The following is a 24,596-nucleotide window of genomic DNA, read 5'->3' on the forward strand; positions in this document are numbered from 1 at the left end:
TTGTGGAAAATATGCTGTAAAACAGGGTTTTACAACGGAAACTTTTTGGAAGGGAAGCCGAGAAGAAGGAAAAACCGTACATCTATATATACGGGCGTACGCGATTACATTTATTTATGCGGCACAAACACGGCGAAATTTCTATCCGAAAGGACAAAAATTTCTATTCGGAGCGTCACCTATTCCATGCGGTAGGAACAGGCAACGCTTCGGCTTGCGTTTTTGGAAGTGAGAAAACAGGGTATAAAAAATGCCTCTTCAGCGGAATTTTACCGAATGAAGAGGCTAAGATTATAAAAATGATTTATCAATTTTCTAATTGCTTTATTTCATCTTGAGGCGACTCCGGGGTCGTAACCAACACTTTATCAATACGCGCCCCATCCATATCAACTATTTCGAAAACAAAACCATTCCATTGCATTGTTTCTCCACTTTGCGGCACATGCTGCAAACGGTCGAGAATCAACCCACCCAACGTATGATAATCTGAGTTTTCGAACAGCTCCTGACGGTCGAAATAACACAAGAAGTCATATAAAGGACATTGACCATCCACCAACCATCCGTCATTATTAACCCGTTTGATAATATCCGGTTCTTCACCGCCTACTTCCATCGAGCCAACCAACCCTTCGAGTATATCGCGCAATGTAATGATACCCATACAAGTACCAAACTCATCACAAACCAATGCTCTGCTTATTTTCTGGGCTTTCATCTGTTCCAAAGCCTTATAAACATTCATGTTTTCATGAAAGAACACCGGTTCGTGGGTCAACTTATTTAAATCGAAATCCGGTTCATGCAGGTGCAAAACCAAATCTTTCAGGTCGACAACCCCTTTCACATGATCTAAATCTCCGTCGGCTATCGGGTAAAATTCAAACATCTGCTTTGCCAGAACCTCTCTTACATCGTGGGCGTTCATAGAAGTATCCAGCCACGCAATCTCGTTTTTATGCGTCATAATAGAACCGACCTTCAAGTCGCCTAATAAAAATACGCGCTGAACAATGTCTTGCTCTACCGGCTGTACTTCTCCGTCCTCCGCTCCTTCTTGAATCATCGACTTGATTTCCTCTTCTGTAACCTTGCTATCCGATTCTTTGATTCCTAAACAATTAAAGATGAATTCCGTACTCTTTGAAAGCAACCAAACAAAAGGTAAAGCAATCTTAGCCAAAAAGCTCATAGGACGGGCAACGGCTTTGGCAGCTTTTTCGGCTATTCCCAATCCGATGCGCTTGGGCACGAGTTCACCAAAAATAATAGAAAGATAAGTAACAATCACTACAATAGTAACCTGCGCCGTAGCAGGAGCATAAGCCGCGGGGACTCCCCACGTAATCATATAGCGGGCAAGCTCTTCCGCTATTTTGTTTCCAGAATAAATACCCGTCAGAATACCAATCAGCGTAATGCCTATTTGGACAGTAGAAAGAAAGCGGTCGGGTTCATTTGCCAAGTTAAGTGCTACACGAGCAGATTTGCTGCCTTTTTTTGCGTCTGTTGAAAGCCGAGACTTACGGGCTGATATTAATGCCACCTCGGACATGGCAAAGATACCGTTCAGTACTATCAGACCGATAATAATTATTATTTCATCCATATAAATACTTAATGTTTGGGGCAAAATTAAAATAATGTTCATAGTATTAAAAAACTGAACTTTACAATTATATAGTTTTAACACATTGTATTTTACCGGAAAAGGAGCAAAATTTAAGCGCTTTACATCTCTCAATCCGTATCAGCAAGAGGAATGAGCAAATAAAATATACCAACATCTTGTTAGAAACGACAGGATGTTTCATCTCAAAAATACCGATTATTTGCGATTGCGGCAGCTTTGATATACCTCTACCTTTGCAGCGAAATAATCAGATATAAAACCTATATAAAAACAAACGACATTGGAAACTAAATTAAAACACTTCACTTTAACATTTTTATGTATAATATGTATATTCCCGTCTACCGCCCAACGGCATCATAAACATGCCTCCAATCGTATCCATTTTACTTTAATAGGCAGAGTGACTTCGACAGATAAAAGCATCATCGATTTTGCAACTGTCTATTTAAAAGGCACGCAATACGGATGTACTACCGACGAAAAGGGGATGTATTATCTCAATGCTCCTGCCGGAACGTACACACTGGCGGTATCTGCCATCGGCTATCAGACTTATGAAAGAAAAATTGAAATCAGCAAAGACAATCCCATAAGGCGCAACATCGAACTGGAAACAGAAGAAACTGAATTGGACGAAGTAGTGATTGTCTCAAACGGAGTGGGGCGTGTAAAGCGTTCGGCTTTCAACGCCGTAGCATTAGATGCAAAAGAAATGCACAATACAACTAAAAACTTAAGTGAAGCTCTTCAAAAGTTACCCGGAATAAAACTCCGCGAGTCAGGCGGAGTGGGCTCGGATATGCAATTAATGTTAGACGGGTTCAGCGGAAAACACGTAAAAGTATTTATAGACGGTGTTCCGCAAGAAGGTACAGGAACTGCATTCGGGCTCAATAACATACCAGTAAACTTTGCCGAGCGCATAGAGGTTTATAAAGGTGTAGTACCCGTAGGTTTCGGCACAGACGCTTTGGGAGGAGTAATCAATATCGTAACAAACAAGAAACGCCGCAACTGGTTTCTTGATGCGTCGTATTCGTACGGTTCATTCAATACCCATAAATCATACGTCCACTTCGGTCAGACGTTTAAAAACGGGCTGACTTATGAGGTCAATGCCTTTCAAAACTTTTCGGACAACAATTACTACATAGACAATTACATTACGGAATTCAGCGAAGATGGCGTAACAGAAAGTACCGACCGCAGTAAAATATATCACGTAAAACGCTTCAACGACCAATTTCACAACGAAGCGATTATCGGGAAAATCGGTGTGGTAGACAAAAAATGGGCCGACCGATTGATGCTGAACTTTACATACAGCAATTTCTATAAAGAGATACAAACAGGAGTTTACCAATATATCGTATTCGGACAAAAGCATCGCAAAGGACATTCTTTCGTTCCGTCGATAGAGTATAGCAAACATAATTTATTTGTGAAGGGGCTGGACGTCATTGCGAATGCCAACTACAATCATAACATCACCCATAACATTGATACGGCTGCCTATAAATACAACTGGTTAGGACAGCGCAAATACACCGGAACTCCCGGCGAACAATCGTATCAGAACAACGAATCGAAAAACATGAACTGGAACGGAACATTTACAGCCAACTATCGCATTGGTACGGCACATACATTTACGCTGAATCATGTTATCAGTACGTTTAAGCGCACTACACGCTCTTACGTGGGAGGAAGTTCTAAAATCTCCAGCTTTGATATTCCTAAAATCACAAGAAAAAACATCACCGGATTATCTTACCGGCTGATGCCTTCGGAGAAATGGAACTTATCTGTTTTCGGGAAATACTATAACCAATATAATAAAGGTCCTGTGTCGCAAAACGATGACGGCGTAGGAGATTACATCAATCTGTCAAGACACACAAGCTCATTAGGGTATGGAGTTGCGGGAACATACTTTATCATCAAAGACCTTCAGGCTAAACTGTCGTATGAGAAAGCCTATCGGCTCCCTACTACCGATGAGCTTTTCGGAGACGAAGACCTTGAAGCGGGTAAAACCAATCTGCGACCGGAACAGAGCGATAACGTTAATTTCAACCTCAGCTACGGTCGTCAGTTCGGAAAACACGGGCTTTATTTGGAAGGCAGTGTGATATATCGCGATACCAAAGATTACATCAAACGCGGACTGGATGCCATAGGAGGCATGAGTTACGGTATTTACGAAAACCACGGACGGGTAAAAACGAAAGGATTCAACATCTCACTCCGATACAATTATGACCGATGGTTTAATATCGGAGGAACATTCAACAACATCAATGCCCGCGATGACGAACGATACCGTGCCGGAAACACGTTACAAGAAAGCGTCAGCTACGGACAGCGCATTCCCAACCAGCCTTATACGTTTGCCAATTTCGATGCAAACTTTGCTTGGCATGATTTATTCCGCGAAGGAAATACGCTAACGATTGGGTACGATGGTTACTACCAGCATGAGTTCCCGCTCTACTGGGAAGCGCTGGGAGACCCGACCACGAAAAGCCGTGTACCCGACCAACTGTCGCATAACCTTGTTCTCGGTTATTCGATAAAGAACGGACGATACAGTTTTTCTCTCGAATGCAGAAACTTTACCAACGAGAAACTGTATGACAACTTCAGCCTTCAGAAAGCCGGACGCGCTTTTTATGGCAAATTCAAGGTGCATTTCGGAAACTAAAACATATAAATAAAGCAATATTAATTCCTACAAAACCATTCGACCAATGAAAAAGAACAATTTCGTATGGACACTTGCCGCAGCAATGGCTTTCGGCAGTATTTTCACCGCTTGCAGCGACAATAACGAGCCTAACAGCAATAACGGTAATGACAACAAGGATGATAATACCGAAGAAAGCATTCGCCGCTACGTAATAGCAGCAATAGCAGACGATGCGGCTTATCTGCTTACTGCCGAATCGCTGGACGAAGGCGAAGTGACCGGAAGAGGAAACGGAACGGAAACCGAATCGGGCTCAAACTGGATATTCTACCGTGAGAATTATCTGTTTAACTTCCAATATAACGACGGTAATGCAGGTACGGGATTTTCTTACCGCCTGAACTCTTCGGGTACTATCGAAGAAGCGCGCCAATATACCTATAACCGCACTACCACTTACGGTACATGGGGAGACAATGTGATTACAGCCTCAACCAATGCCGGAACTGCTGAAAACGACGGCGAAGGCAATTATGCTTACTACCTTCAGTTCAATTACCTGAATGCAAACGACGGCAGCTCGAAAACGGGCAGTCATATAGCCGAAAACTTCCTCGGAAACGGAGAACGTGTCAGCTTTGCCGGATTCGTAGAAGCCAATGACCGCCTGTATACTTCGGTTGTACCGATGGGAATGAGCCATTATGCTGTCAACACTTATCCGGAATTGATTTCAGATGTCAAACTCATTACAGATCATAGTGGCGGTCAAGGTTCCGGACAGTACACTGCCGGCATGATACCTACCACGCAATATCCCGACAGTGCGTTCATAGCAATTTACAGCGGAGATGATTTCAATGAAACGCCTGTCATCGCCCGCACGAACAAGATTGGGTTTGCCAGCGGACGTATGCGCTCACAGTATTATCAGACTATCTGGGCAGCGGATAACGGCGACCTTTATGTGTTCTCTCCCGGATACGGACGTACCACAACGGCTGAAACGACTGTCACCGACACCAATACCGGACAAACGCATACGCTTTATCGCGTTCAAGGGCAACTTCCTTCGGGAGTGGCACGCATCAAGGCGGGAGAAACCGAATTTGATGACAGTTACTATGTTAATCTTGAATTGCAGGGCAACCATAACCCGATGTTCCGCTGCTGGCACATCACTGAAGATTACTTCTTGCTTCAAATGTATAGCGACGGCGCAGAAGGCATGGCGGGCACTTCTGCCAAACGTAACGAGTTGGCTATATTCAAAGGTGAAGACCAGACGCTGACCGTTGTTACCGGACTGCCTGATGCAAGCGTTCTTTCCAGCTTCGGTACGCCTTGCAGCGACAAGGGGTACGCTTATATCCCTGTGGTCATGACCGACGGAACTACTACGACCATCTATCGAATAGACCCTGCTACGGCTACTGCCACTGCCGGATTGAGCATCAAGTCGGTCGACAGTGTTGCTGCACTGGGAGTTCTGTCTTCGTCCAAATAATTGGGCAAAACACTGATTACAGACTCTGAATAAGATGAATAAAATATACAGAAAACTCCATCTCTGGTTGGCTGTCCCGACGGGCATATTGATTTCGGTCATTTGCCTGTCGGGGGCAGCACTCGTTTTCGAGCAAGACATCACACAGGCACTCAACCCACATTTATACCGTTCGGAGCCTCAAACCAAATTTTTACAGCCTTCCGAAATTGCTGCCCGCATCCGTGAGCAGATGCCGGATTCGCTTTCACTGTCTTCCTTGCAAATGCCGGGAGAGGCGGACGGCGTGTGCATGGCAAGTTTTAAAAATGCCGGGCGGAGGACGTTGAGCGTAAACCCTTACACGGGCAATGTAAACGGATGGACCAAGAGTTATCCGTTCTTTCAAACCATGCGCAAGCTGCACCGGTGGTTAATGAACCCTCCCGCACAAAAAGGCGAAAAGTCGGTGGGGAAAGTCGTGGTGGGCATAACCACACTCGTTATGGTATTTATCCTCGTCAGCGGACTCATCGTATGGATTCCGCGCAACCGGAAAGCATTGAAAAACCGGCTGAAGGTTTCATACAGCAAGGGGTGGAGACGTTTTTGGTACGACAGCCACGTTTCATTGGGATTTTACGCCACTATTTTCTTACTGATAATGGCGCTGACCGGACTGACGTGGTCGTTCGGATGGTATCGAACGGCTGCTTACTCGCTTTTCGGAGGCGGACAGCAGCAAACATCTGCTCCGGGCAAGGCTAACGGCAAACAGACCGGTAAAAAACAAGCGTTCGACTATAACGTATGGGATAACGTATTCCATGAATTACAAAACCGTTATCCGGCCTACCAAAACATTACCTTAGCTATCGGTAATGCACAAGTATCGCCTTACCCCCATTCATCGATGCGCAAAACAGACCGCGTTACGTTTAATCAGCAGACGGGAGAAATAAAAAAGATTACCCGTTACAAGGAGTTGCCCCCCTCGCAAACCCTGAAAGGGTGGTTTTACGCCGTCCATACCGGAAGCTGGGGAGGCATGATTACCAAAATACTTTATTTTATAGCCGCACTAATCGGAGGCGTTTTGCCGCTAAGCGGTTATTACTTGTGGATGAAGCGAAAACATTACATCTGAATCCTTTTTTCTTGCAGTGCTGTATTTACTTGAACAACAAGCAAATACAGCATTCGCTTTTCTTCGGAAAACGCAACCGCATAGACTTCCTGTTTCTACCCGATAAACCACTCAACGCTACCCATAGCGTTGCCCTGTTCTATGGGAAGCGTTTCAGAGCCGTTTCCATACCCGTAAGAAGAGTCTTTAATCGGCTTCTTATAAAAATCAGCCGGGCTCCTGTCTTGTTTATACATATTTCGTTATCTTTGCATATTGTAATGACTATTTGCAACACACCATGAAGCGTATACAGTTAATTCCGCCCAAACAGATAGATGTAACCATCCAACTGCCTTCTTCGAAAAGCATTTGTAACCGTGCGTTAATCATCAATGCGCTTGCCCACGGGAATACCCAGCCGGAAAACCTTTCGGACTGCGACGACACGCAAGTGATGATACGTGCGCTCACCAACATGCCGCCTACCATCGACATCCATGCGGCAGGAACGGCAATGCGCTTTCTCACGGCTTATTTAGCTGTGACCGAAGGTACACACGTCATTACGGGGACGGAACGGATGCAACAACGCCCCATCCGGATTTTGGTAGACGCGCTACGCTCTTTGGGAGCTGAAATAGAGTATACGAAAAACGAAGGATATCCCCCCTTGAAAATCAACGGGCGACAACTGACAGGCAGCGAAATCTCTCTGCCGGGTAACGTCAGTTCGCAATACATCTCTGCCTTGCTGATGATAGCTCCCACACAAAAAAAAGGCCTGCAACTGACGCTTACGGGCGACATCATATCGCGCCCTTACATCGACCTGACGCTGGAACTCATGCGGCAGTTTGGCGCAAAAGCGCAATGGACGGACAATAACCGGCTGAAGGTAGACACCGGAGGGTACCAGCCCCGCCGCTTTACGGTAGAAAGCGACTGGAGTGCAGCCTCGTATTGGTATGAGATAGTATCCCTTTCAGAGCAGGCTGCCGTACGGTTACCCCGCCTGTCGGAACACAGCTTGCAGGGCGACTCAAAGGTGGCGGAGCTGTTCGGGCTGTTAGGAGTAAGCACTACGTATCTGTCAGACGAGGTAATATTACGGAAAGAAGGGGAAACCGTATCGCGCTTGGAGTACGATTTCATCAACCAGCCCGATTTGGCACAGACCTTCGTGGTTACGTGTGCGATGTTAAACGTACCTTTCCGCTTCACCGGATTGCAAAGTCTGAAAATAAAAGAAACCGACCGCATCAGCGCACTGATGGCGGAAATGAAAAAATTAGGCTATGTACTGACAGAAAACAACGGCTCGGAACTATCGTGGGAAGGGGAACGGTGTGAAGCAGACACCAATCCTGCCATCGACACGTACGAAGACCACCGCATGGCGATGGCATTTGCTCCGGCAATCCTCCGCCTGAAAAACTTACGCATCAACCATCCCGAAGTGGTGAGCAAATCTTATCCACACTATTGGGAAAACCTGTCGGCAGCCGGATTTGGCATCATAGAAGAATAACGTTATGGGAATACTGATTGTCATACTGATAGGAGTGGTTTTATTCGGACTGGCGGTGGGTTACGCCTATAACCGAAAGATTCAAAAGAAAATCGACCGCGGCGAACTGAAAGAAGCTCCCCCCGTTATAACGGTAGACAGCGAATGTTGCGGACAGCATGAAGTGTGCGAAAAAGAAAGCCTGCTTGCCGCCGTAAGCAAAGAGATAGAGTATTACGACGATGAAGAACTGGACCGCTTCAAGGGACGTCCGTCGGACGGATATTCCGAAAAAGAGATTGACGAGTTCAGGGAAATAATGTATACCATGAAAGAAGAAGAGGTGGCCGGATGGTGTCGCAGCCTGCAACTGCGCAACGTGGAACTGCCTGACGAACTGAAAGACGAGCTTTTCCTGATAGTAGGAGAAAGAAGATTTAAAAACTGAATCGACAGAAACTAACGATGAGTAATTTACTTGAACTATTCCAATATACATTCTTCCAGCACGCCCTGTTGGGAAGCCTGTTTGCCAGCATCGCCTGCGGAATCATAGGCACTTACATCGTTACACGCCGGCTGGTTTTCATCAGTGGCGGAATAACCCACGCCTCGTTCGGTGGCATCGGCATCGGTCTTTACACGGGTATCTCTCCCCTATTGGCGGCTGCGGTATTTTCTACACTGTCGGCGTTCGGGGTAGAATGGCTCAGCAAACGGAGCGACATGCGCGAAGATTCCGCCATCGCCGTGTTCTGGACATTCGGTATGGCAATCGGAATTATATTCAGTTTCCTTGCACCGGGTTTCACGCCCGACCTTTCTTCATACCTGTTCGGGAATATTCTGACCATTACGCAGGGAGACATTTGGATACTGGCGATACTGAGCATCGTGCTTATCGCATTTTTCACGCTCTTCATGCGTCCCATCATCGCCATCGCTTTCGACCGCGAATTTGCACGCTCGCAACAAATGCCCGTAGCCTTGTTCGAATACATCCTCATGATGTTCATCGCCCTCACCATCGTGGCATGTCTGCGCATGGTAGGCATCGTGCTTGCCATCTCGCTGCTCACACTTCCGCAAATGACTGCCAACCTGTTTACATACAGCTTCAAGCGCATCATCGGGCTGTCTATCCTTATAGGCTATATAGGCTGCCTCGGAGGGCTTTTGCTGTCTTACCAGCTACAAGTACCCTCAGGAGCAGCCATCATATTTGTGTCTATCTTAATATATACCGGAGCCAAACTCTATAAACAGTTCCGGTAAGGGTTACGGTTATTTACCGCCGATAAACTGTTCGGCACGTCCCGGCGAAAGTAACTCCCACAAAGAGGCAACTACCCATCCCGGAGCAAAGATATCGTTGTAATAACCCTTGCCATTCTTTCCGTAATCCCAATTCGTGTGCTGAACCACTTCCGGATAAAATCCTTTTTTGGCAATGCCGCATAAATGTCCCTCGTAAGGCAATAACTGGCGCATTGACGAACTGATCACATCGGCAAAATCGGCAAACCTCGGTTCGTCATATACCTCCGACAACCAGCGAAGCACATCGGCAAAATCGAATACAAAAACATCAATGTGGTTATTTTCTACCGAAACATTTCCCCATCCGCGTGTTTTCAAACCAATGTCGCCCAGCATCTGACCTTTGGCAAACGGAACATCCCACGTATAATACCACGACAAAGCAAAATAGGCAGCCTTTTTCGCCAGCTCTGCATAATGTGACCGTTCTTCTCCTTTGGTAGCCAATGCCAGATAATAAGCAGCAGTGGAAGCATAAAGCGACGCCTCTTTATCCTCGCAATTCGCATCAAGCGTAGAAGAGAAATAGTCGGCTTTCGAAATCAGTTCGTTTTCCAGATAAGCCACCGAACGTTTTGCCGACTCTAAGTAACGCTTATCTTTAAAATATTTAGATCCCATCACCAAAGGCAAAGTGGCAGACGGCGTACTTCCTCCGCTCTTATCTACTACCGATAAATCATCGTTAAACTTGCGCGGAAAACTTCCGTCTGCATTCTGCAAACGTAAGAAAGTATCAAGCATACCCTTCAGCCGATTTTCCCATTCAGGATGCTTGCGCCCTTGCTGTTTCTCGTAATTTAAATAATACAGAGCAGCATATACTCCCTCCGACTGCCGGCGGATGCTATGTACAGGTTCTGCCCCGTTGCGTTTATAATGAATAACCTCATGGAAAAAACCGGCATCAGAGAAACCATGTTCCAGATACGAATCGAATATAGCATTGGCGTTGGCAACCAAATCGTTGCGATGTTTGGCTTCGCCGTACTCTAAAGCGTTGAAAGCATTCAGTAAGGTACGTCCTACGAAACCCACTTCTGCCACATCCAGCTTTTCACAGTCTGCCGTACGCAACTCAACTCCCGAATAATATTTAGCCGGCGTATCACTTACGAAACTTTCTACAAAAAAATTGCTTAACACGTCTTTCATAATCTCATCGGTATAAGGCGTTTCTACCGGAACAGGCTTGTACAAGTCGTAACAATATTCCCATGCCTGTTTCACGCAGTCAGAGAAATCAGTCGGCGCGTTTTCATTGATTTCCCACGTCAACGTCATGCTTTCTCCTTTGGCAAGATACTGATATGCCTCAACCGACGGAGCCAACGTCAGTTTACGAATATACGTTTTAGGAGTTTCGCGATACGGAAATCCAAACGAAAGTGCCGCTATTCCTCCGTTATTCTCAAATCCCGTATAGCCCACCGATGTTTTTCCGGAAAGTATTACTTCGCCCTCCTTATGGGTAGTCAATGCATCCGTTTCAAACTTATCCAACCGGGCTACCGACCACGATTTGTTGTTTTTTTCATCAAAGATGGTAGTCATCGGACTACTCAAACGGTCCTCTCGCACCGTCCAGCTGTCCGAAGTATGGAAAGAAGGAGCTTCCTTCGGAGAACGTAAGTTGCGCCGATACCAGAAACCGGGCATATAAAACAAACAATCATCATGCTTTGCTCCGCTCTTTATCTCTTCGCCATAGTTGAAATAAACATCCTCTGATGCCACAATAAATAAGGTAATCCGTTTCGTATCTTCATCCCCCGAAACTTTCTGATAAATCATTACGGGCAGTTTTTCATTGCTTACCAACTGATAATTGAATTCACTCTGACGAAGTTCCTGAAATGTTAACGGATAACGTACTGCGTTGTTTCCCGGAACTTTCAATGAGATGGACGCCGTCACATTAACCGGAGTATACTCAATGGCACTCGCTCCTAATGTACCTGCCAGCAAAACAACGCTACAAAATACTTTCTTCAAAATCATAAGCTCTGTGTTTTCTTTATTTTTTATAAGGTTTAATTACTTCATTCGCATTAACGGAAATATCATAAATTCCCGCGTCACTTTTCTTGAGATGCAAAGGAACAATGCGTGTTTTACGGGGAGACACTGCGGTATCGGAAGCATGTACATGATAAACATAATAGTACTTCCCAACAGAATCGGTAAAAATATCCCCGTGTCCGGTTCCGTTTTCCTTTACTATATCACGATGGATAATCGGATTGCCACTGTATTTCTTCCACGGCCCTAAAGGAGAAGAAGCAGTAGCATAGCCTACAGCATAATCAATATTCATAAAATGATTTGCCGAATAAAACAAATAATAAACTCCATCCAGCTTTATTACAGTAGGACCTTCCATTATGGGATCGGATACATAGTTCGGCGTATTCTCCCACGCCTCTGTACAGTCTAAACACTTTTTCAGTGTTTCCGGTTTGATTGCTCTCTTTTGCAAATCGAATTCGCCTACCCAAATATGGTTTCCGTGATTAAAACGGACGTGATACAAATAATATTTTCTATCATCGTCTTTAAAAAGAAACGAATCGATGTTCTTTTCACTGCCGTCTATCGGTTTTACGGTGTTCTGCACAAAAGGACCTTTCCACGAATCGGCTTCTGCCAATACGGTTTGTTCATTCGCCGTATAAGTCAGATAACAACGAGTTCCGTCTCTAAACCACTGTGGAGCCCAAAAGCCTTTGTCACCAAAAACGTTATCACCTTCTTTTAATAAATATTGGACAGAATCGCCCGTCATCACCTGCCATGTTCTTAAATCGGCAGACTCTAACATCGTAAATCCTTGAGGGTGGTTGTCACCAGTACCCGTCAGATAATACTTTCCGTTCTCCCTGATAATCGTAGGATCGGCAAAAGCAATCTCTTCGCCATCACTTTCTGCAACTTGCTTTTTCGCAGTACCCGACGAGCACCCTGACAATACAGCGCTACACGCCACTATACCTAATAAATATTGATATTTCATTAATTTCCAATTATCTTTAATCCTACTACAATACCGGTTTCTCTGATTCCAATGACGGAGAATTTGTTTTTACAGAAGGCCAATCGTCCTCCCAAACTATTTTATCCAACATCAGCACACGACCATCCGGGTCTGACACTTTGACTGCATGATAGAACATCCAATCGTCACCGGCTTTATCGGTTACAATTTCCGAATTATGTCCGGTTCCTACAAAACTTTCATTCTTTTGAATCAGGACTTCATGATGATTATCCGACATGCTTCTCCCTTGCTTGTCAAGATAAGGGCCGAAAAGTTTATCAGAACGTCCTACCACCGTGGTATAGGTACTCTTTATGCCCTCGCAGCATCGCCCTATCGAAGCAAACAAATAATAATATCCGTCGCGCTTATGAATGTATGTCCCTTCGTACGCATCACCTGCCACCTGTACCGGCTTAGCCCCTTCTTTCACTTTCAAACCGTCATCCGACAATTCGATGCCATATATTCCGTGAAAACTTCCCCAAAACAGATACTTCTTTCCGCCGTCTTCTATATAAAAAGGGTCGATTGAATTTTGGACATTTATCCCATTACTGCGGAACATCATCCCACAATCATTAAACTTCCCTGCCGGAGTATCAGCCACCGCACAACCGATTCCGCAAGTCCATTCGCCACCCCATACCGACATGGAGTAGTAAAGCACATATTTATCGCCTATCTTATTAATGTCGGGAGCCCACAGTCCCCCTTTAGGTTCAAAGTCAGGACGGGTTTCGTCAGTAAAAGCTGTGCCTACCAGCTCCCAATTCACTAAATCTTTCGAACGGTGTATCGGCAGGTTCCGAATGTCTTCCGTAGCATAAAGATAATAATACCCGTCGTCTCCCTTAATAACAGAAGGGTCAGGCAAACTATAATCCACAACCGGATTTGTATAAGTATTTTCTGCCATCAGCCCCGCCGAATACGACAGAAAAGAAAGTAACAAAAGTTTTATTTGCATATTCATCATGTTTTAATTGTACATTACAAATGTAGCATACATATCAAAAACAAATGGCGACAAAAGAAGCAAATCATGAAACAATCTGACCAAAATAAGTCTATTAAGGGCTTTCCAACAGAGATTATGAGATTTTCGTCCGACCCGAAAGCATGATTGTACCCCGATTCGGGCGGAACAAACATAGGATATAAAAACAAAAGAACCGCTGAACTTTCAGCGGTTCTTATTATTGGAAGCGGAGAGACAGGCTCTTGAACCTGTACTATCTCAAAATATCACACAATTGCAAATACCTATTAATAACCAACTTATTACAATCATAATTAAATCTAAATATTATCGAATATCGCTCGCTATTTCAATTTTGGGGTGTATATTTGGGTGCAGAATTTCAAATACACCCAGTCATGAACATCAAACGAAACATCATTTTTGCACCTGAAAGCCGCAAAAAGAACGGCGTTCCAATCGTGGAGAACGTACCCATCCGTATGCGTGTCATATACGCAAGCCATCGCATCGAGTTTACAACCGGCTACCGCATTGATATAGCCAAGTGGGATACCGACAAGCAGCGTGTAAAGAACGGATGTACCAATAAATTAAAGCAAAGCGCATCTGAAATCAATGCTGATTTGCTAAGATACTATGCTGAAATTCAAAACGTGTTCAAAGAATTTGAGGTACAGGAAACCATGCCGACCACCCAACAATTGAAAGAAGCATTCAATCTGCGAATGAAAAATGGCAGCGAGGAGCAACAAGAAGATACTAAAATAAGTTTTTGGGAGGTATTTGATGAGTTTGTTAAGGAATGTGGTAATCAGAACAACTGGACAGAATCCACATACGAAAAATTTGCAGCCGTAAAAAATCACCTAAAAGAGTTCAAAGAAGATGTGACTTTTGAGTATTTCGATGAGTTCGGACTAAACGAGTATGTAAACTTCTTGCGTGACAAGAAAGACATGAGAAACAGTACCATCAGCAAACAGATGGGATTCCTCAAATGGTTCCTGCGATGGAGTTTCAAGAAAGGATATAATCAAAACATTACATTTGATACATTCAAGCCGAAATTGAAAACCACCTCAAAGAAGATAATCTTTCTGACATGGGACGAATTGAATAGACTGAAAGACTATCAGATACCCAAAGACAAACAATATTTGGAACGTGTCAGAGATGTTTTCCTGTTCTGTTGTTTCACAAGTCTAAGGTATTCAGATGTCCATAACTTGAAGCGAAGTGATGTCAAATCCGACCACATAGAAGTTACTACTATTAAAACGGCAGACAGCCTGAACATTGAACTGAATAAATACAGCAAAGCCATACTTGAAAAATACAAGGACATTCACTTTGAAAACAACATGGCACTGCCAGTCATCAGCAATCAGAAAATGAATGATTATCTGAAAGAGTTGGGCGAGCTTGCCGAAATCAATGAGCCTGTAAGGGAAACATATTATAAAGGAAATGAGCGTATAGATGAAGTGACGCCTAAATACGCACTGTTAAGCACTCACGCCGGACGAAGGACATTCATTTGTAACGCCTTGGCACTCGGTATCCCGGCACAAGTGGTCATGAAATGGACGGGACACAGCGACTATAAAGCCATGAAACCTTACATTGACATCGCAGATGACATCAAGGCAAATGCAATGAACAAATTCAACCAACTATAAAAACAATCAGCAAGTTTCACGGGATGCCTGTTATTGGGCTTATCTTTGTAACTTTCAATACATACAACAATGAGCAACAACGATAACAATATAGAGAAAAGAAGTTTCGATGCTTTTGTCAATGCCATCGGGTCAGAAATTGAACAGGCGCAAGTCCGGCTCATCAGTGCAGCCAATGCGCAGATGCTGTTCCATTACTGGAAGATGGGCAATTACATATTGTACCATCAGAACCTGCAAGGCTGGGGCGGCAAGGTCATCAAGAAACTGGCGCAAGCGATACGGTTCAATTATCCCGAAAAGAAAGGATATTCGGTCAGGAACTTGGCTTATATGTGCCAGTTCGCACGCTCCTATCCATTGGGCGCATTACGGAGTTTTATAGAAACCGATGCGAAATTACTTACTCCAAGTGTGCAGAAAATCACGGATGAACTTCAAAGCCTGAACAATATGACATTTACGCAAGAGCCTCTTGCGCAAATTCAATCCTCAGACAATAAGGAAATTGTAATTGTGCAAGAACCTCTTGCACAAATTCAGGATGTAGTCCAAACAGTAGCCGCCATTTATCAAGTACCGATTGAGGACATGGAAAAACTGTTCCTGGCATCACCTGTCGCAAGAATCAATTGGGCAAGCCATGTGATTCTGCTGAACAGTTCCCTTCCGTTAGGTGTCGATTACTGGTATATGAAGCAATCCGTGGAAATGGGCTGGAGCAGCAATGTCCTTAAAATGCAGATTGAAAGCAAATTGTACGAAAGGCAAATCAACAGCTGCAAGGTCAATAATTTTACCACCACGCTTCCTGCACCCCAAAGCGACCTTGCCAACTACCTGTTGAAAGACCCGTATATCTTTGACTTGGCAGGAGCCAAAGAACGTGCGGACGAAAGGGACATAGAGGAACAACTGGTGAAGCACGTTACCCGTTATCTCTTGGAAATGGGCAACGGATTCGCCTTTGTCGCAAGACAGAAGCATTTCCAGATTGGCGACAGCGATTTCTATGCCGACCTGATTCTGTACAACATAAAGCTTCATGCCTATGTGGTTGTGGAACTGAAAGCCACCCCGTTCAAACCGGAATACGCCGGACAGTTGAACTTCTACATCAATGTAGTGGATGACAAGCTGAGGGGAGAGAACGACAACAAGACCATCGGGCTGCTGTTGTGCAAGGGTAAGGATGAGATTGTAGCACAATATGCGCTGACAGGCTATGACCAGCCTATCGGCATCAGTGACTATCAGCTCAGCAAGGCTGTGCCGGAGAACCTAAAATCGGCGTTGCCGAGCATAGAACAGGTGGAAGAAGAACTGACTATGCTTTTTGACAAAGAAAAGAACAAGCAAAAGTAAGGTACCTATGGCAGACAATATACAGACGATGATTCCCCGATACGGGGAACTCAACAGAATATACAGGGACTATATAGACAATTACGTTTTCTCTTTCGACAGGCAGAAATTCATTTTTGATTTCTGTCAGGAATACAATGACATGAAGTCTTTTGAGGCAGCTATCCTTGAACTGGTGCTTGACAGGCAAAAAGAACAATACACCTTGATACTCAACAGCCTGAAAACCGAAATTGAAAAGAGCATACAGGCCTATGAAACACGTCCCATAAGTGACAGTGCCGTAGAGCGTGCTTGCTATCGACACATGGAAAGGTATTCCCTTGAAATTGAAGCCCAACTGGATGTTACAAGAAGCTTGAGCAAGCCGCTGAATGAAGCCAACAACAGGTATGATTCCATTGGCTACAGGGAACATACAGCCGAAGAAGAAAAGCAGGCAGAGAAAGAATATGAACGCTGCAAGGCTGAATACGACAAGGAAAGAGCCAAACTGAACGAACTCTATGACCTGCAAAAGGCAGCAAGAAAAAAGGCATTCCAATATATGAAGAACCGTTGTGCGGACATATACCGCCAAAGCTGCCTTTTTCTGGATATATTGAAGAAATACATTCCTGACGGGAAACGACAGGACGAGCCGGGCAAGCCAATCAGTCAGCAGGAAACGACGGATGAACAACAAGAGTATTTCAGCATGAAATTGCTTTCGCTCATTCATGAGGTATGTGTTGGAGAACAGTTCGAAGAGATTTCCGCACCGGATTTCTATGCCAATATGAATCTGCACCCCTGTAACTGCAAGCTGAAAATCAAACCGAGAGAGAAAATACGTGTATGCTATCTGATATTTCTGATGGGCGAGAAACTCCCCAAACAGGACAGGGAAAAATGGAAAGCCGGAATACTGGGACTGCTGGATATTGACGATAGCTACTACAAGTCAAAGTACAAGGAGCCTGTTTCCGATTTTCCGAGTGACAGCAACCAGAAATTCGCTAAAGAAATGGAACATATATTCAGATAATCGGTGACATATCCTGATATTTTACGAAAGTTCCACTTTTACCACTCAAATTTATTTTTGAGTGGTATTTTTATTTTCTGATATTCAATAAGATACAGCGATATTCGGATTATACCGTCCCCATCCTTACCACCCATAACCATACCTAATTTTGCATCGTTCGAGAACAGAAATAACAGCCAGTGCGCAGGGCTGATTGTTTAACGACTAATTAGATTGGACGATGACAAATATCCAAGAATTATTATCCAAACCCGTCTGGCAGATGACAGGCGAAGAGTTCATCATGTTAAGCAGGCACGCTTCCGGTCAGACAGAAGCGCAGCCGCAGCCCGTAACGGACACAAGCAGGAAATATGTGTACGGAATACTCGGCATAGCCAAGCTGTTCGGGTGCAGCCTGCCTACCGCCAACCGCATAAAGAAAAGCGGAAAGATAGACAAGGCTATCACTCAGATAGGGCGCAAGATTATCGTGGACGCGGAACTTGCCCTTGAACTGGCAGGAAAGAAAACAGGCGGACGCAAATAACGGGAGGAATCGCTATGGACTATATGAAAGACATCCGGGAAATATCGGACGAACAGGCGGTAATCCTCTGGCAAGCCTCACGGCTGAGCCTGTCGGGAAAATACGAGAAAGCGCCCGAAATCCTCAGCGTGAAAGGTTCTGTAATCGGCACGTTGGGAAATTTCAGCGCATCCATCGGAAAAGCCAAGAGCAAGAAGACATTCAATGTGTCGGCTATCGTGGCAGCGGCATTGAAGAACGGCACGGTACTCCGGTATGCGGCTGAACTGCCCGAAGCCAAACGGAAAGTGCTTTACGTGGATACGGAGCAAAGCCCTCACCACTGCCTGAATGTGATGGAACGCATCATGCGCATGGCAGGGCTGCCCGATGACAGGGATAACGAGAACCTTGAGTTCCTTGCCCTGCGGAAATACACGCCGGAGCAGCGCATAAGGATTGTCGAACAGGCAATCTACCATACGCCGAACCTTGGTCTGGTGGTGATAGACGGTATCCGTGACATGGTGTATGACATCAACAGCCCCAGTGAATCGACGCGCATCATATCGAAACTGATGCAGTGGACGGACGACAGGCAGATACATATCCATACGATACTCCACCAGAACAAGGGCGATGAGAACGCGAGGGGACATATCGGCACGGAACTGAACAACAAGGCTGAAACCGTGCTACTTGTTGAAAAGGACAAGAGCAACGGGGACATAAGCAAGGTTTCCGCCATGCACATCCGTGCAATGGACTTCGAGCCGTTTGCCTTCCGCGTCAATGACAGGGCACTGCCTGAACTGATGGAGGATTACCAGACAGAAGCCAAAACACCCGGCAGACCCCAAGGCGAAAGGTTCGATGCCTGCAAGGACATTTCCGAGCAACAACACCGGATAGCACTGGAAGCAGCATTTTCGTTGCAGGACGAATACGGATATAAGGAACTGAGCAAAGCATTGAAAGAGTCGTATGCCTTGGTGGGTGTTCCGTTAAGCGACAACAAGCTGGTCAAACTCATCACAGTGTTGAAGAACAAGCGGATGATAGTGCAGGAAAACGGCAGAAAGTACAGGTACGAACCGGATTTCCACTATTGACACGCTTCTCCGCAATCACTTCACTTTATTCTCCGGGTCTATATATTAGGATAAAGCGAAGTGGTTGAGGGACACACCAAACCGCTTCACTTTAAGCCGTATCCTATATATACGACAATAAAGTGAAGTGGTTATATAGCCAGTAACCTATAAACAGGTACTGGCGAAAAGAAAAACAAACAATAACCGATAAAGACAATCATTTATGGACATACAGACAGCAAAACAAATCAGACTGGAAGAATACCTGCACAGCTTGGGATATAGCCCGGTGAAGCGGCAGGGCATCAATCTTTGGTACAAATCGCCGTTCAGGGAAGAAACCGAAGCCTCGTTCAAGGTGAACACCGAGCGGAACCAATGGTATGATTTTGCGCTCGGCAAGGGCGGCAACATCATCGCGCTGGCTTCGCACCTCTATGCAACGGACAGCGTGCCGTACCTTTTGAAACGCATAGAGGAACAGGCACCGCACGTGCGCCCCGTTTCTTTCTCTTTTCGCAAGCAGTCATTTACAGAGCCGAGTTTCCAACAGTTGGAAATCGTGCCGCTTTCTTCTCCTGCCTTGCTCGCTTACTTGCAGGAAAGGGGAATAAATCCGGTACTGGCGAAAAAAGAATGTAAGGAAGCGCGGTTTACGCACAACGGCAAACGGTACTTCGCCATTGCGTTTCCCAACATGTCGGGCGGCTATGAAATCCGCAACCGATATTTCAAGGGCTGTATCGCACCGAAGGAAATATCCCACATCAGACAGTCGGGAGAGCCAAAGGGCACGTGTTTCGTTTTCGAGGGATTTATGGACTACCTCTCATTTCTGACCCTACGGCTCGAAAGCTGTCCGCAATACCCTGATTTCGACAGGCAGGATTACATGGTTCTGAACTCTGTTGCCAATGTTTCCAAAGCACTTTATCCGTTGGGAAGATATGAGCGCATCCACTGCTTTTTTGACAATGACCGTGCAGGAATGGAAGCCCTGCAGCAAATCCGAAAGGAATACGACAACACCCGGCATATACGGGACGCTTCCCAAATCTACTGCGGATGCAAAGACCTGAACGAGTATTTGCAGAAGCGCATGGCTGATGGAAAAGAGCAAATGCAATCCGTCAGAAAGATGAATGATACGCTATCCAAGAAACCGAAAGGCTTCCGGTTATAGCCCACTATAACTACACGCTTCGCTTGCGTAGTTGTGGGCTCTCCCGAGGGGCTTAGGACGCTGCCCTAAAAACCCGGCAAGGGCTTTCAGCCCTATGCAACCCAACCAAAGAGTGACCCTCTCTTTGGAAACTCCGCTCATGGGTTACACCCCTAAGAACCCCTTGCGGATATGCGCGGAAAGCAACAAACAGATTTAATAAACAACTCAATTAGAATCTAAAAAGATGGCAACAAAATCAAGCATACATATCAAGCCTTGCAATGTGGCATCAAGCGAGGCTCATAACCGGAGAACTGCCGAGTATATGCGCAACATCGGAAAATCCAAGGTATATGTGGTATCCGAACTCTCTGCGAATAACGAGCAGTGGATAAACCCGGACTTCGGCAATCCCGAATTGCAGGCGCACTATGAGGACATCAAACGGATGGTCAAGGAAAAGACTGGTCGTGCCATGCAGGAAAAAGAGCGTGAGCGCAAAGGGAAGAACGGCAAGATTATCAAAGTGGCAGGATGTTCACCCATACGTGAGGGCGTGTTGCTCGTCAGACAGGACACGACACTGGCAGATGTGCATAAATTTGGCGAGGAGTGCCAAAAACGCTGGGGCATTACACCGCTCCAAATCTTCCTGCACAAAGACGAAGGGCATTGGCTGAATGGACAGCCTGACCAGGAGGACAGGGAGAGTTTCAAGGTTGGCGAAAGGTGGTTCAAGCCGAATTACCATGCGCATATCGTATTTGACTGGATGAACCACGATACAGGCAAGAGCCGCAAACTCAATGACGATGACATGATGCAGATGCAGACCTTGGCATCCGACATCCTTCTGATGGAGCGTGGTAAGTCAAAAGCCGTAACAGGCAAAGAACATCTGGAACGGAACGACTTCATCATTGAGAAACAGAAAGCCGAACTGCAACGCATAGAAGCCATAAAGCGGCATAAGGAACAGCAGGTAAACCTTGCAGAACAGGAACTCAGACAGGTAAAATCGGAGATACGCACGGACAAGCTCAAAAGCGCGGCTACCGATGCTGCCACTGTCATAGCAAGCGGAGTGGGTTCTCTTTTCGGCAGCGGGAAAATGAAGAAACTGGAGCAATCCAATGACGAATTGCGTCAGGAAATTGCCAAACGGGACAAGGGCATTGATGACTTGAAAGCCCAAATGCAACGTATGCAGGAACAGCACGGCAAGCAGATACGCAATCTTCAAGGAATACACAATCAGGAACTTGAAGCCAAAGACAAGGAAATATCACGGCTGAATACCTTGCTTGAAAAGGCTTTCAAGTGGTTTCCGATGCTCAAGGAGATGTTGAGAATGGAAAAATTGTGTGCTGCCATCGGCTTCACCAAAGAAATGATAGAGAGCCTCCTGACCAAGAAAGAGGCTATCAGGTGCAATGGCAGGATTTATTCCGAAGAACACAGACGGAAGTTTGACATCAAGAATGATATTTTCAAGGTGGAAAAGAATCCGACCGATGACACCAAACTGGTACTGACCATTAACATGCAGCCAATTGGCGAATGGTTCAAAGAACAGCTTGGCAAATTGCGGCATGGCAGGAAAGAGGCCATTGAAGAACCCAAAAAGAATAGAGGATTCAAGCTGTAATTGCTAATTCATTTTAATAGTAAAAAGAGCAATTTACCCATGCGGATTTGCTCTTTTTTACTTAACTTTGCACCCCAAAGAATAATTTAATAGAATCAGTATGAATAATAAACACAAATACTATTTGATTAGCGGGCCGATTATTGCATTAGGACTTATGCTTGGTACAGCAATAGGTGCAAGTATTGGAAATATTAAAATCGGAGTAGCTCTTGGACTGATTTTCGGTGTTATTTTTAGTGCATTGGCAATTCTCTTGACTGTTTATAAACAAAAGAAAAAATAATCAAGGCATAAGCGGGAAATGGAAATAGACAACAATTTCATTGTGTATTATTTCAAATTACGGTCAAAGCAACTATTCTTGAAAGCCCAAATGCAACTCATGCAAGAACAGCACGGCAAGCAGATACGCAATCTGCAAGGAATACACAATCAGGAACTTGAAGCCAGAGACAGGAAATATCACGGCTGAATATCCTGCTTGAAAAGGCTTTCAAGTGGTTTCCGATGCTCAGGGAGATGCTGAGAATGGAAAAGTTGTGCGCTACCATCGGCTTCACCAAAGAAATGATAGAAAGCCTCCTGACGAAGAAAGAGGCTATCAGATGCAACGGCAGGATTTATTCCGAAGAACACAGACGGAAGTTTGACATCAAGAATGATATCTTCAAGGTAGAACAAAGTCCAACCGATAGTAGCAAACTCGTGCTAACCATAAACAAACAGCCAATTGGAGACTGGTTCAAGGAACAGTTTGGTAAGCTGCGGCATAGCATCCAAAGAACACTAAGTGAACCGAAAAATAGAGGCATTAAATTATAAATGGTTATTAATTGGTTAAAATTCATAATGCAAAGCAATAAGTTTATACCTTTGCATACATTTATTATAAATTGTCATTATATGGAACTTAAAAAGATTATTAGTAATTCACTTAAAGTATTGCTTATCCTACTCATTATAGTTCTTGCATACTTTGTTTATTTAGTCGTTTGGACTTACCAATTTCATGCTAACCAAGATAAAATTGTTGAAAACGTTGATTCTGTTTTCTATCAAACCTCTCAAATAATTCGTGACCCGAACGGTTATTTTGGAGTAGCCGCTACCGTAAACGGTCTATATACTGATACGCTTTTATTCGACACGCAAGCTTCTACATCTCTTGCCAAACAAGAAACACTTGACCTGTATGGAGCGGAATATTGGAGAAGGAAACCGATGCCGACATTTAATTTTTACAAACAAGTCTATTTTTCAAAACTATACAGAGTGAATAATATCACTCTTGGAGATTGTACACTGGAAAAGGTTATTTTCACGTCAGTCCCCAAAGATAATGGTATGTACAATGCGCTTTACCGTCCAGTATTGGGACGTACCATAATGGAAAATATGGTTTGGAAGTTCGATATGGATAATAATGAAATGACCATATTCTCGCTTAAAAACAAAGAAAAACTAAAACAAGAAACAACTGGATTTACTTTAGTTGAAGATGGTGTAAACAATTTACCGCTTTGCAGCGAGCAGACAGATAGCTTGAACTTGATGTTGGACTTAGGCTCGAATTATGATGTTATAATAGATAAAGATGTTTATGAGAAATTACGGCAGCATCATGTCCCGAGAAAATATGTTAATTTCCGCCGGGAGGGATTGACAGACACGATTGCCGAGTTCAGCGGAATTACAATGTATTGCAATGGCGTGGCTGTTCCGAATTGTGTGTTGGATTATATCCCTTCGATAAATAAAAATGTCGCAGGAAATCTTTTTGCAGGCAAGATGAATTTTATACTTGCCGGTGAAAATCTGTATATCAAACAACGGACTAATACACTTTTAAATGATTGCAACGGATTTCCTGCACTTGGGTTAGGTATTAATATTCGTAACGGTAGTATCTGTATCACTGCATTGGAAATAAACGGACCGGCAGAAAAAACAGGGTTAATGTTAGGAGATAAGGTAATTGCTGTTAATAACGGAACGGTAAGTGTAAATGCAATGTCCGTATCAAACGGGAAATTAGAGAAATATGTTCAGCAGACTAACAGTCTTACTTTAGAAATAGAACGCAACGGGAAAAGGCAGACATTTAACGTAACAAGAGAAAGCGAATAACGTGTATCATAGAAAAGAATAGTAAAGAGCAAAGGGGAATAAACACTTTTTGCTCTTTACTTGTATGTATACCGTATATCCGTATAGATATGGTTTTAGCAATTATTTCGTAAGCATTCGGTAAACCACGTATTTTCGTCTCCAACTTCCATCATTAACTTTACGTCCAAAAAGCCAAGTTATGA

General features: G+C 44.5%; 20 protein-coding genes and 1 pseudogene. 16 read left to right on the plus strand and 5 right to left on the minus strand.

Features of this window, described 5'->3' with window-relative positions; genetic code table 11:
• Nucleotides 1-307 precede the first annotated feature (307 nt).
• The gene (locus H9626_RS13320; RefSeq protein ID WP_178257405.1) at nt 308-1,612 is read right to left on the minus strand and encodes a hemolysin family protein; all 1,305 of its coding nucleotides are present in this window, start codon (nt 1,610-1,612) and stop codon (nt 308-310) included.
• A gap of 304 nt (nt 1,613-1,916) precedes the next feature.
• On the opposite strand from H9626_RS13320, the gene H9626_RS13325 reads away from it, so the two are divergent.
• The 3 genes from H9626_RS13325 to H9626_RS13335 are packed head-to-tail and all read left to right on the plus strand — an operon-like array spanning nt 1,917 to nt 6,961.
• A complete protein-coding gene (locus H9626_RS13325) occupies nt 1,917-4,343 on the plus strand; it encodes a TonB-dependent receptor (protein ID WP_225231011.1) in 2,427 nt (808 codons plus the stop codon).
• A 46-nt stretch (nt 4,344-4,389) separates the two neighbouring features.
• Complete coding sequence (locus H9626_RS13330) at nt 4,390-5,835, plus strand: DUF4374 domain-containing protein (RefSeq protein WP_191710801.1); 1,446 nt, start codon at nt 4,390-4,392, stop codon at nt 5,833-5,835.
• A 34-nt stretch (nt 5,836-5,869) separates the two neighbouring features.
• Nucleotides 5,870-6,961, plus strand: a complete 1,092-nt coding sequence (locus tag H9626_RS13335; protein WP_191710802.1) for a PepSY-associated TM helix domain-containing protein — start codon at nt 5,870-5,872, stop codon at nt 6,959-6,961.
• Between the two features lie 95 nt (nt 6,962-7,056).
• Here the strand turns inward: H9626_RS13335 and H9626_RS13340 are convergent, their stop codons facing one another.
• Nucleotides 7,057-7,197, minus strand: a complete 141-nt coding sequence (locus H9626_RS13340; RefSeq protein ID WP_191710803.1) for a hypothetical protein — start codon at nt 7,195-7,197, stop codon at nt 7,057-7,059.
• Nucleotides 7,198-7,241: 44 nt separating this feature from the next.
• Between H9626_RS13340 and H9626_RS13345 the strand changes: the two genes are divergently transcribed.
• The 3 genes from H9626_RS13345 to H9626_RS13355 are packed head-to-tail and all read left to right on the plus strand — an operon-like array spanning nt 7,242 to nt 9,725.
• Nucleotides 7,242-8,471, plus strand: coding sequence for a 3-phosphoshikimate 1-carboxyvinyltransferase (locus H9626_RS13345; RefSeq protein WP_191710804.1), 1,230 nt, complete (start codon nt 7,242-7,244; stop codon nt 8,469-8,471).
• A gap of 4 nt (nt 8,472-8,475) precedes the next feature.
• Nucleotides 8,476-8,898 carry a phospholipase gene (locus H9626_RS13350; RefSeq protein ID WP_178257410.1) on the plus strand — a complete coding sequence of 141 codons (423 nt, stop codon included), beginning with the start codon at nt 8,476-8,478 and terminating at the stop codon, nt 8,896-8,898.
• A 17-nt stretch (nt 8,899-8,915) separates the two neighbouring features.
• A complete protein-coding gene (locus H9626_RS13355) occupies nt 8,916-9,725 on the plus strand; it encodes a metal ABC transporter permease (RefSeq protein ID WP_178257411.1) in 810 nt (269 codons plus the stop codon).
• Between the two features lie 9 nt (nt 9,726-9,734).
• Here the strand turns inward: H9626_RS13355 and H9626_RS13360 are convergent, their stop codons facing one another.
• From H9626_RS13360 to H9626_RS13370, 3 genes are read right to left on the minus strand one after another with little or no spacing between them, the layout of a single operon-like run.
• Nucleotides 9,735-11,771: a hypothetical protein gene (locus H9626_RS13360; protein ID WP_178257412.1), complete on the minus strand. Its 2,037-nt coding sequence runs from the start codon at nt 11,769-11,771 to the stop codon at nt 9,735-9,737.
• Nucleotides 11,772-11,787: 16 nt separating this feature from the next.
• Nucleotides 11,788-12,783: a glycoside hydrolase family 43 protein gene (locus H9626_RS13365; RefSeq protein ID WP_191710805.1), complete on the minus strand. Its 996-nt coding sequence runs from the start codon at nt 12,781-12,783 to the stop codon at nt 11,788-11,790.
• A gap of 25 nt (nt 12,784-12,808) precedes the next feature.
• Complete coding sequence (locus H9626_RS13370; protein ID WP_225231012.1) at nt 12,809-13,726, minus strand: family 43 glycosylhydrolase; 918 nt, start codon at nt 13,724-13,726, stop codon at nt 12,809-12,811.
• A gap of 461 nt (nt 13,727-14,187) precedes the next feature.
• On the opposite strand from H9626_RS13370, the gene H9626_RS13375 reads away from it, so the two are divergent.
• The 10 genes and pseudogenes from H9626_RS13375 to H9626_RS13420 all read left to right on the plus strand — a co-directional run bounded on the left by H9626_RS13375 (nt 14,188) and on the right by H9626_RS13420 (nt 24,411).
• Nucleotides 14,188-15,471 (plus strand): site-specific integrase, encoded by a 1,284-nt coding sequence (locus H9626_RS13375; RefSeq protein ID WP_191710807.1) that lies wholly within the window; start codon nt 14,188-14,190, stop codon nt 15,469-15,471.
• Between the two features lie 69 nt (nt 15,472-15,540).
• Nucleotides 15,541-16,836: a PDDEXK nuclease domain-containing protein gene (locus H9626_RS13380; protein ID WP_004309951.1), complete on the plus strand. Its 1,296-nt coding sequence runs from the start codon at nt 15,541-15,543 to the stop codon at nt 16,834-16,836.
• Between the two features lie 7 nt (nt 16,837-16,843).
• Entirely contained in the window at nt 16,844-17,863 is a 1,020-nt protein-coding gene (locus H9626_RS13385; RefSeq protein WP_004309950.1) for a hypothetical protein, read from the plus strand.
• Nucleotides 17,864-18,086: 223 nt separating this feature from the next.
• Nucleotides 18,087-18,395, plus strand: coding sequence for a DUF3853 family protein (locus H9626_RS13390; protein ID WP_004309949.1), 309 nt, complete (start codon nt 18,087-18,089; stop codon nt 18,393-18,395).
• A 14-nt stretch (nt 18,396-18,409) separates the two neighbouring features.
• The gene (locus H9626_RS13395; protein WP_004309948.1) at nt 18,410-19,486 is read left to right on the plus strand and encodes an AAA family ATPase; all 1,077 of its coding nucleotides are present in this window, start codon (nt 18,410-18,412) and stop codon (nt 19,484-19,486) included.
• A gap of 205 nt (nt 19,487-19,691) precedes the next feature.
• Nucleotides 19,692-20,651, plus strand: a complete 960-nt coding sequence (locus tag H9626_RS13400) for a DUF8464 domain-containing protein (protein WP_004309947.1) — start codon at nt 19,692-19,694, stop codon at nt 20,649-20,651.
• 226 nt (nt 20,652-20,877) lie between these two features.
• Nucleotides 20,878-22,281, plus strand: a complete 1,404-nt coding sequence (locus H9626_RS13405) for a coiled-coil domain-containing protein (protein WP_032855982.1) — start codon at nt 20,878-20,880, stop codon at nt 22,279-22,281.
• 100 nt (nt 22,282-22,381) lie between these two features.
• A complete protein-coding gene (locus tag H9626_RS13410) occupies nt 22,382-22,567 on the plus strand; it encodes a hypothetical protein (protein ID WP_004309945.1) in 186 nt (61 codons plus the stop codon).
• 78 nt (nt 22,568-22,645) lie between these two features.
• Nucleotides 22,646-23,106 (plus strand): annotated as a pseudogene (locus H9626_RS13415) (mobilization protein); the annotation flags it as partial.
• An 81-nt stretch (nt 23,107-23,187) separates the two neighbouring features.
• Complete coding sequence (locus tag H9626_RS13420; protein WP_004309942.1) at nt 23,188-24,411, plus strand: PDZ domain-containing protein; 1,224 nt, start codon at nt 23,188-23,190, stop codon at nt 24,409-24,411.
• The last annotated feature ends 185 nt before the right edge of the window (nt 24,412-24,596 follow it).

The sequence above is a fragment of the Phocaeicola faecium genome, assembly GCF_014837055.1.
GTDB lineage: Bacteria > Bacteroidota > Bacteroidia > Bacteroidales > Bacteroidaceae > Phocaeicola > Phocaeicola gallinarum.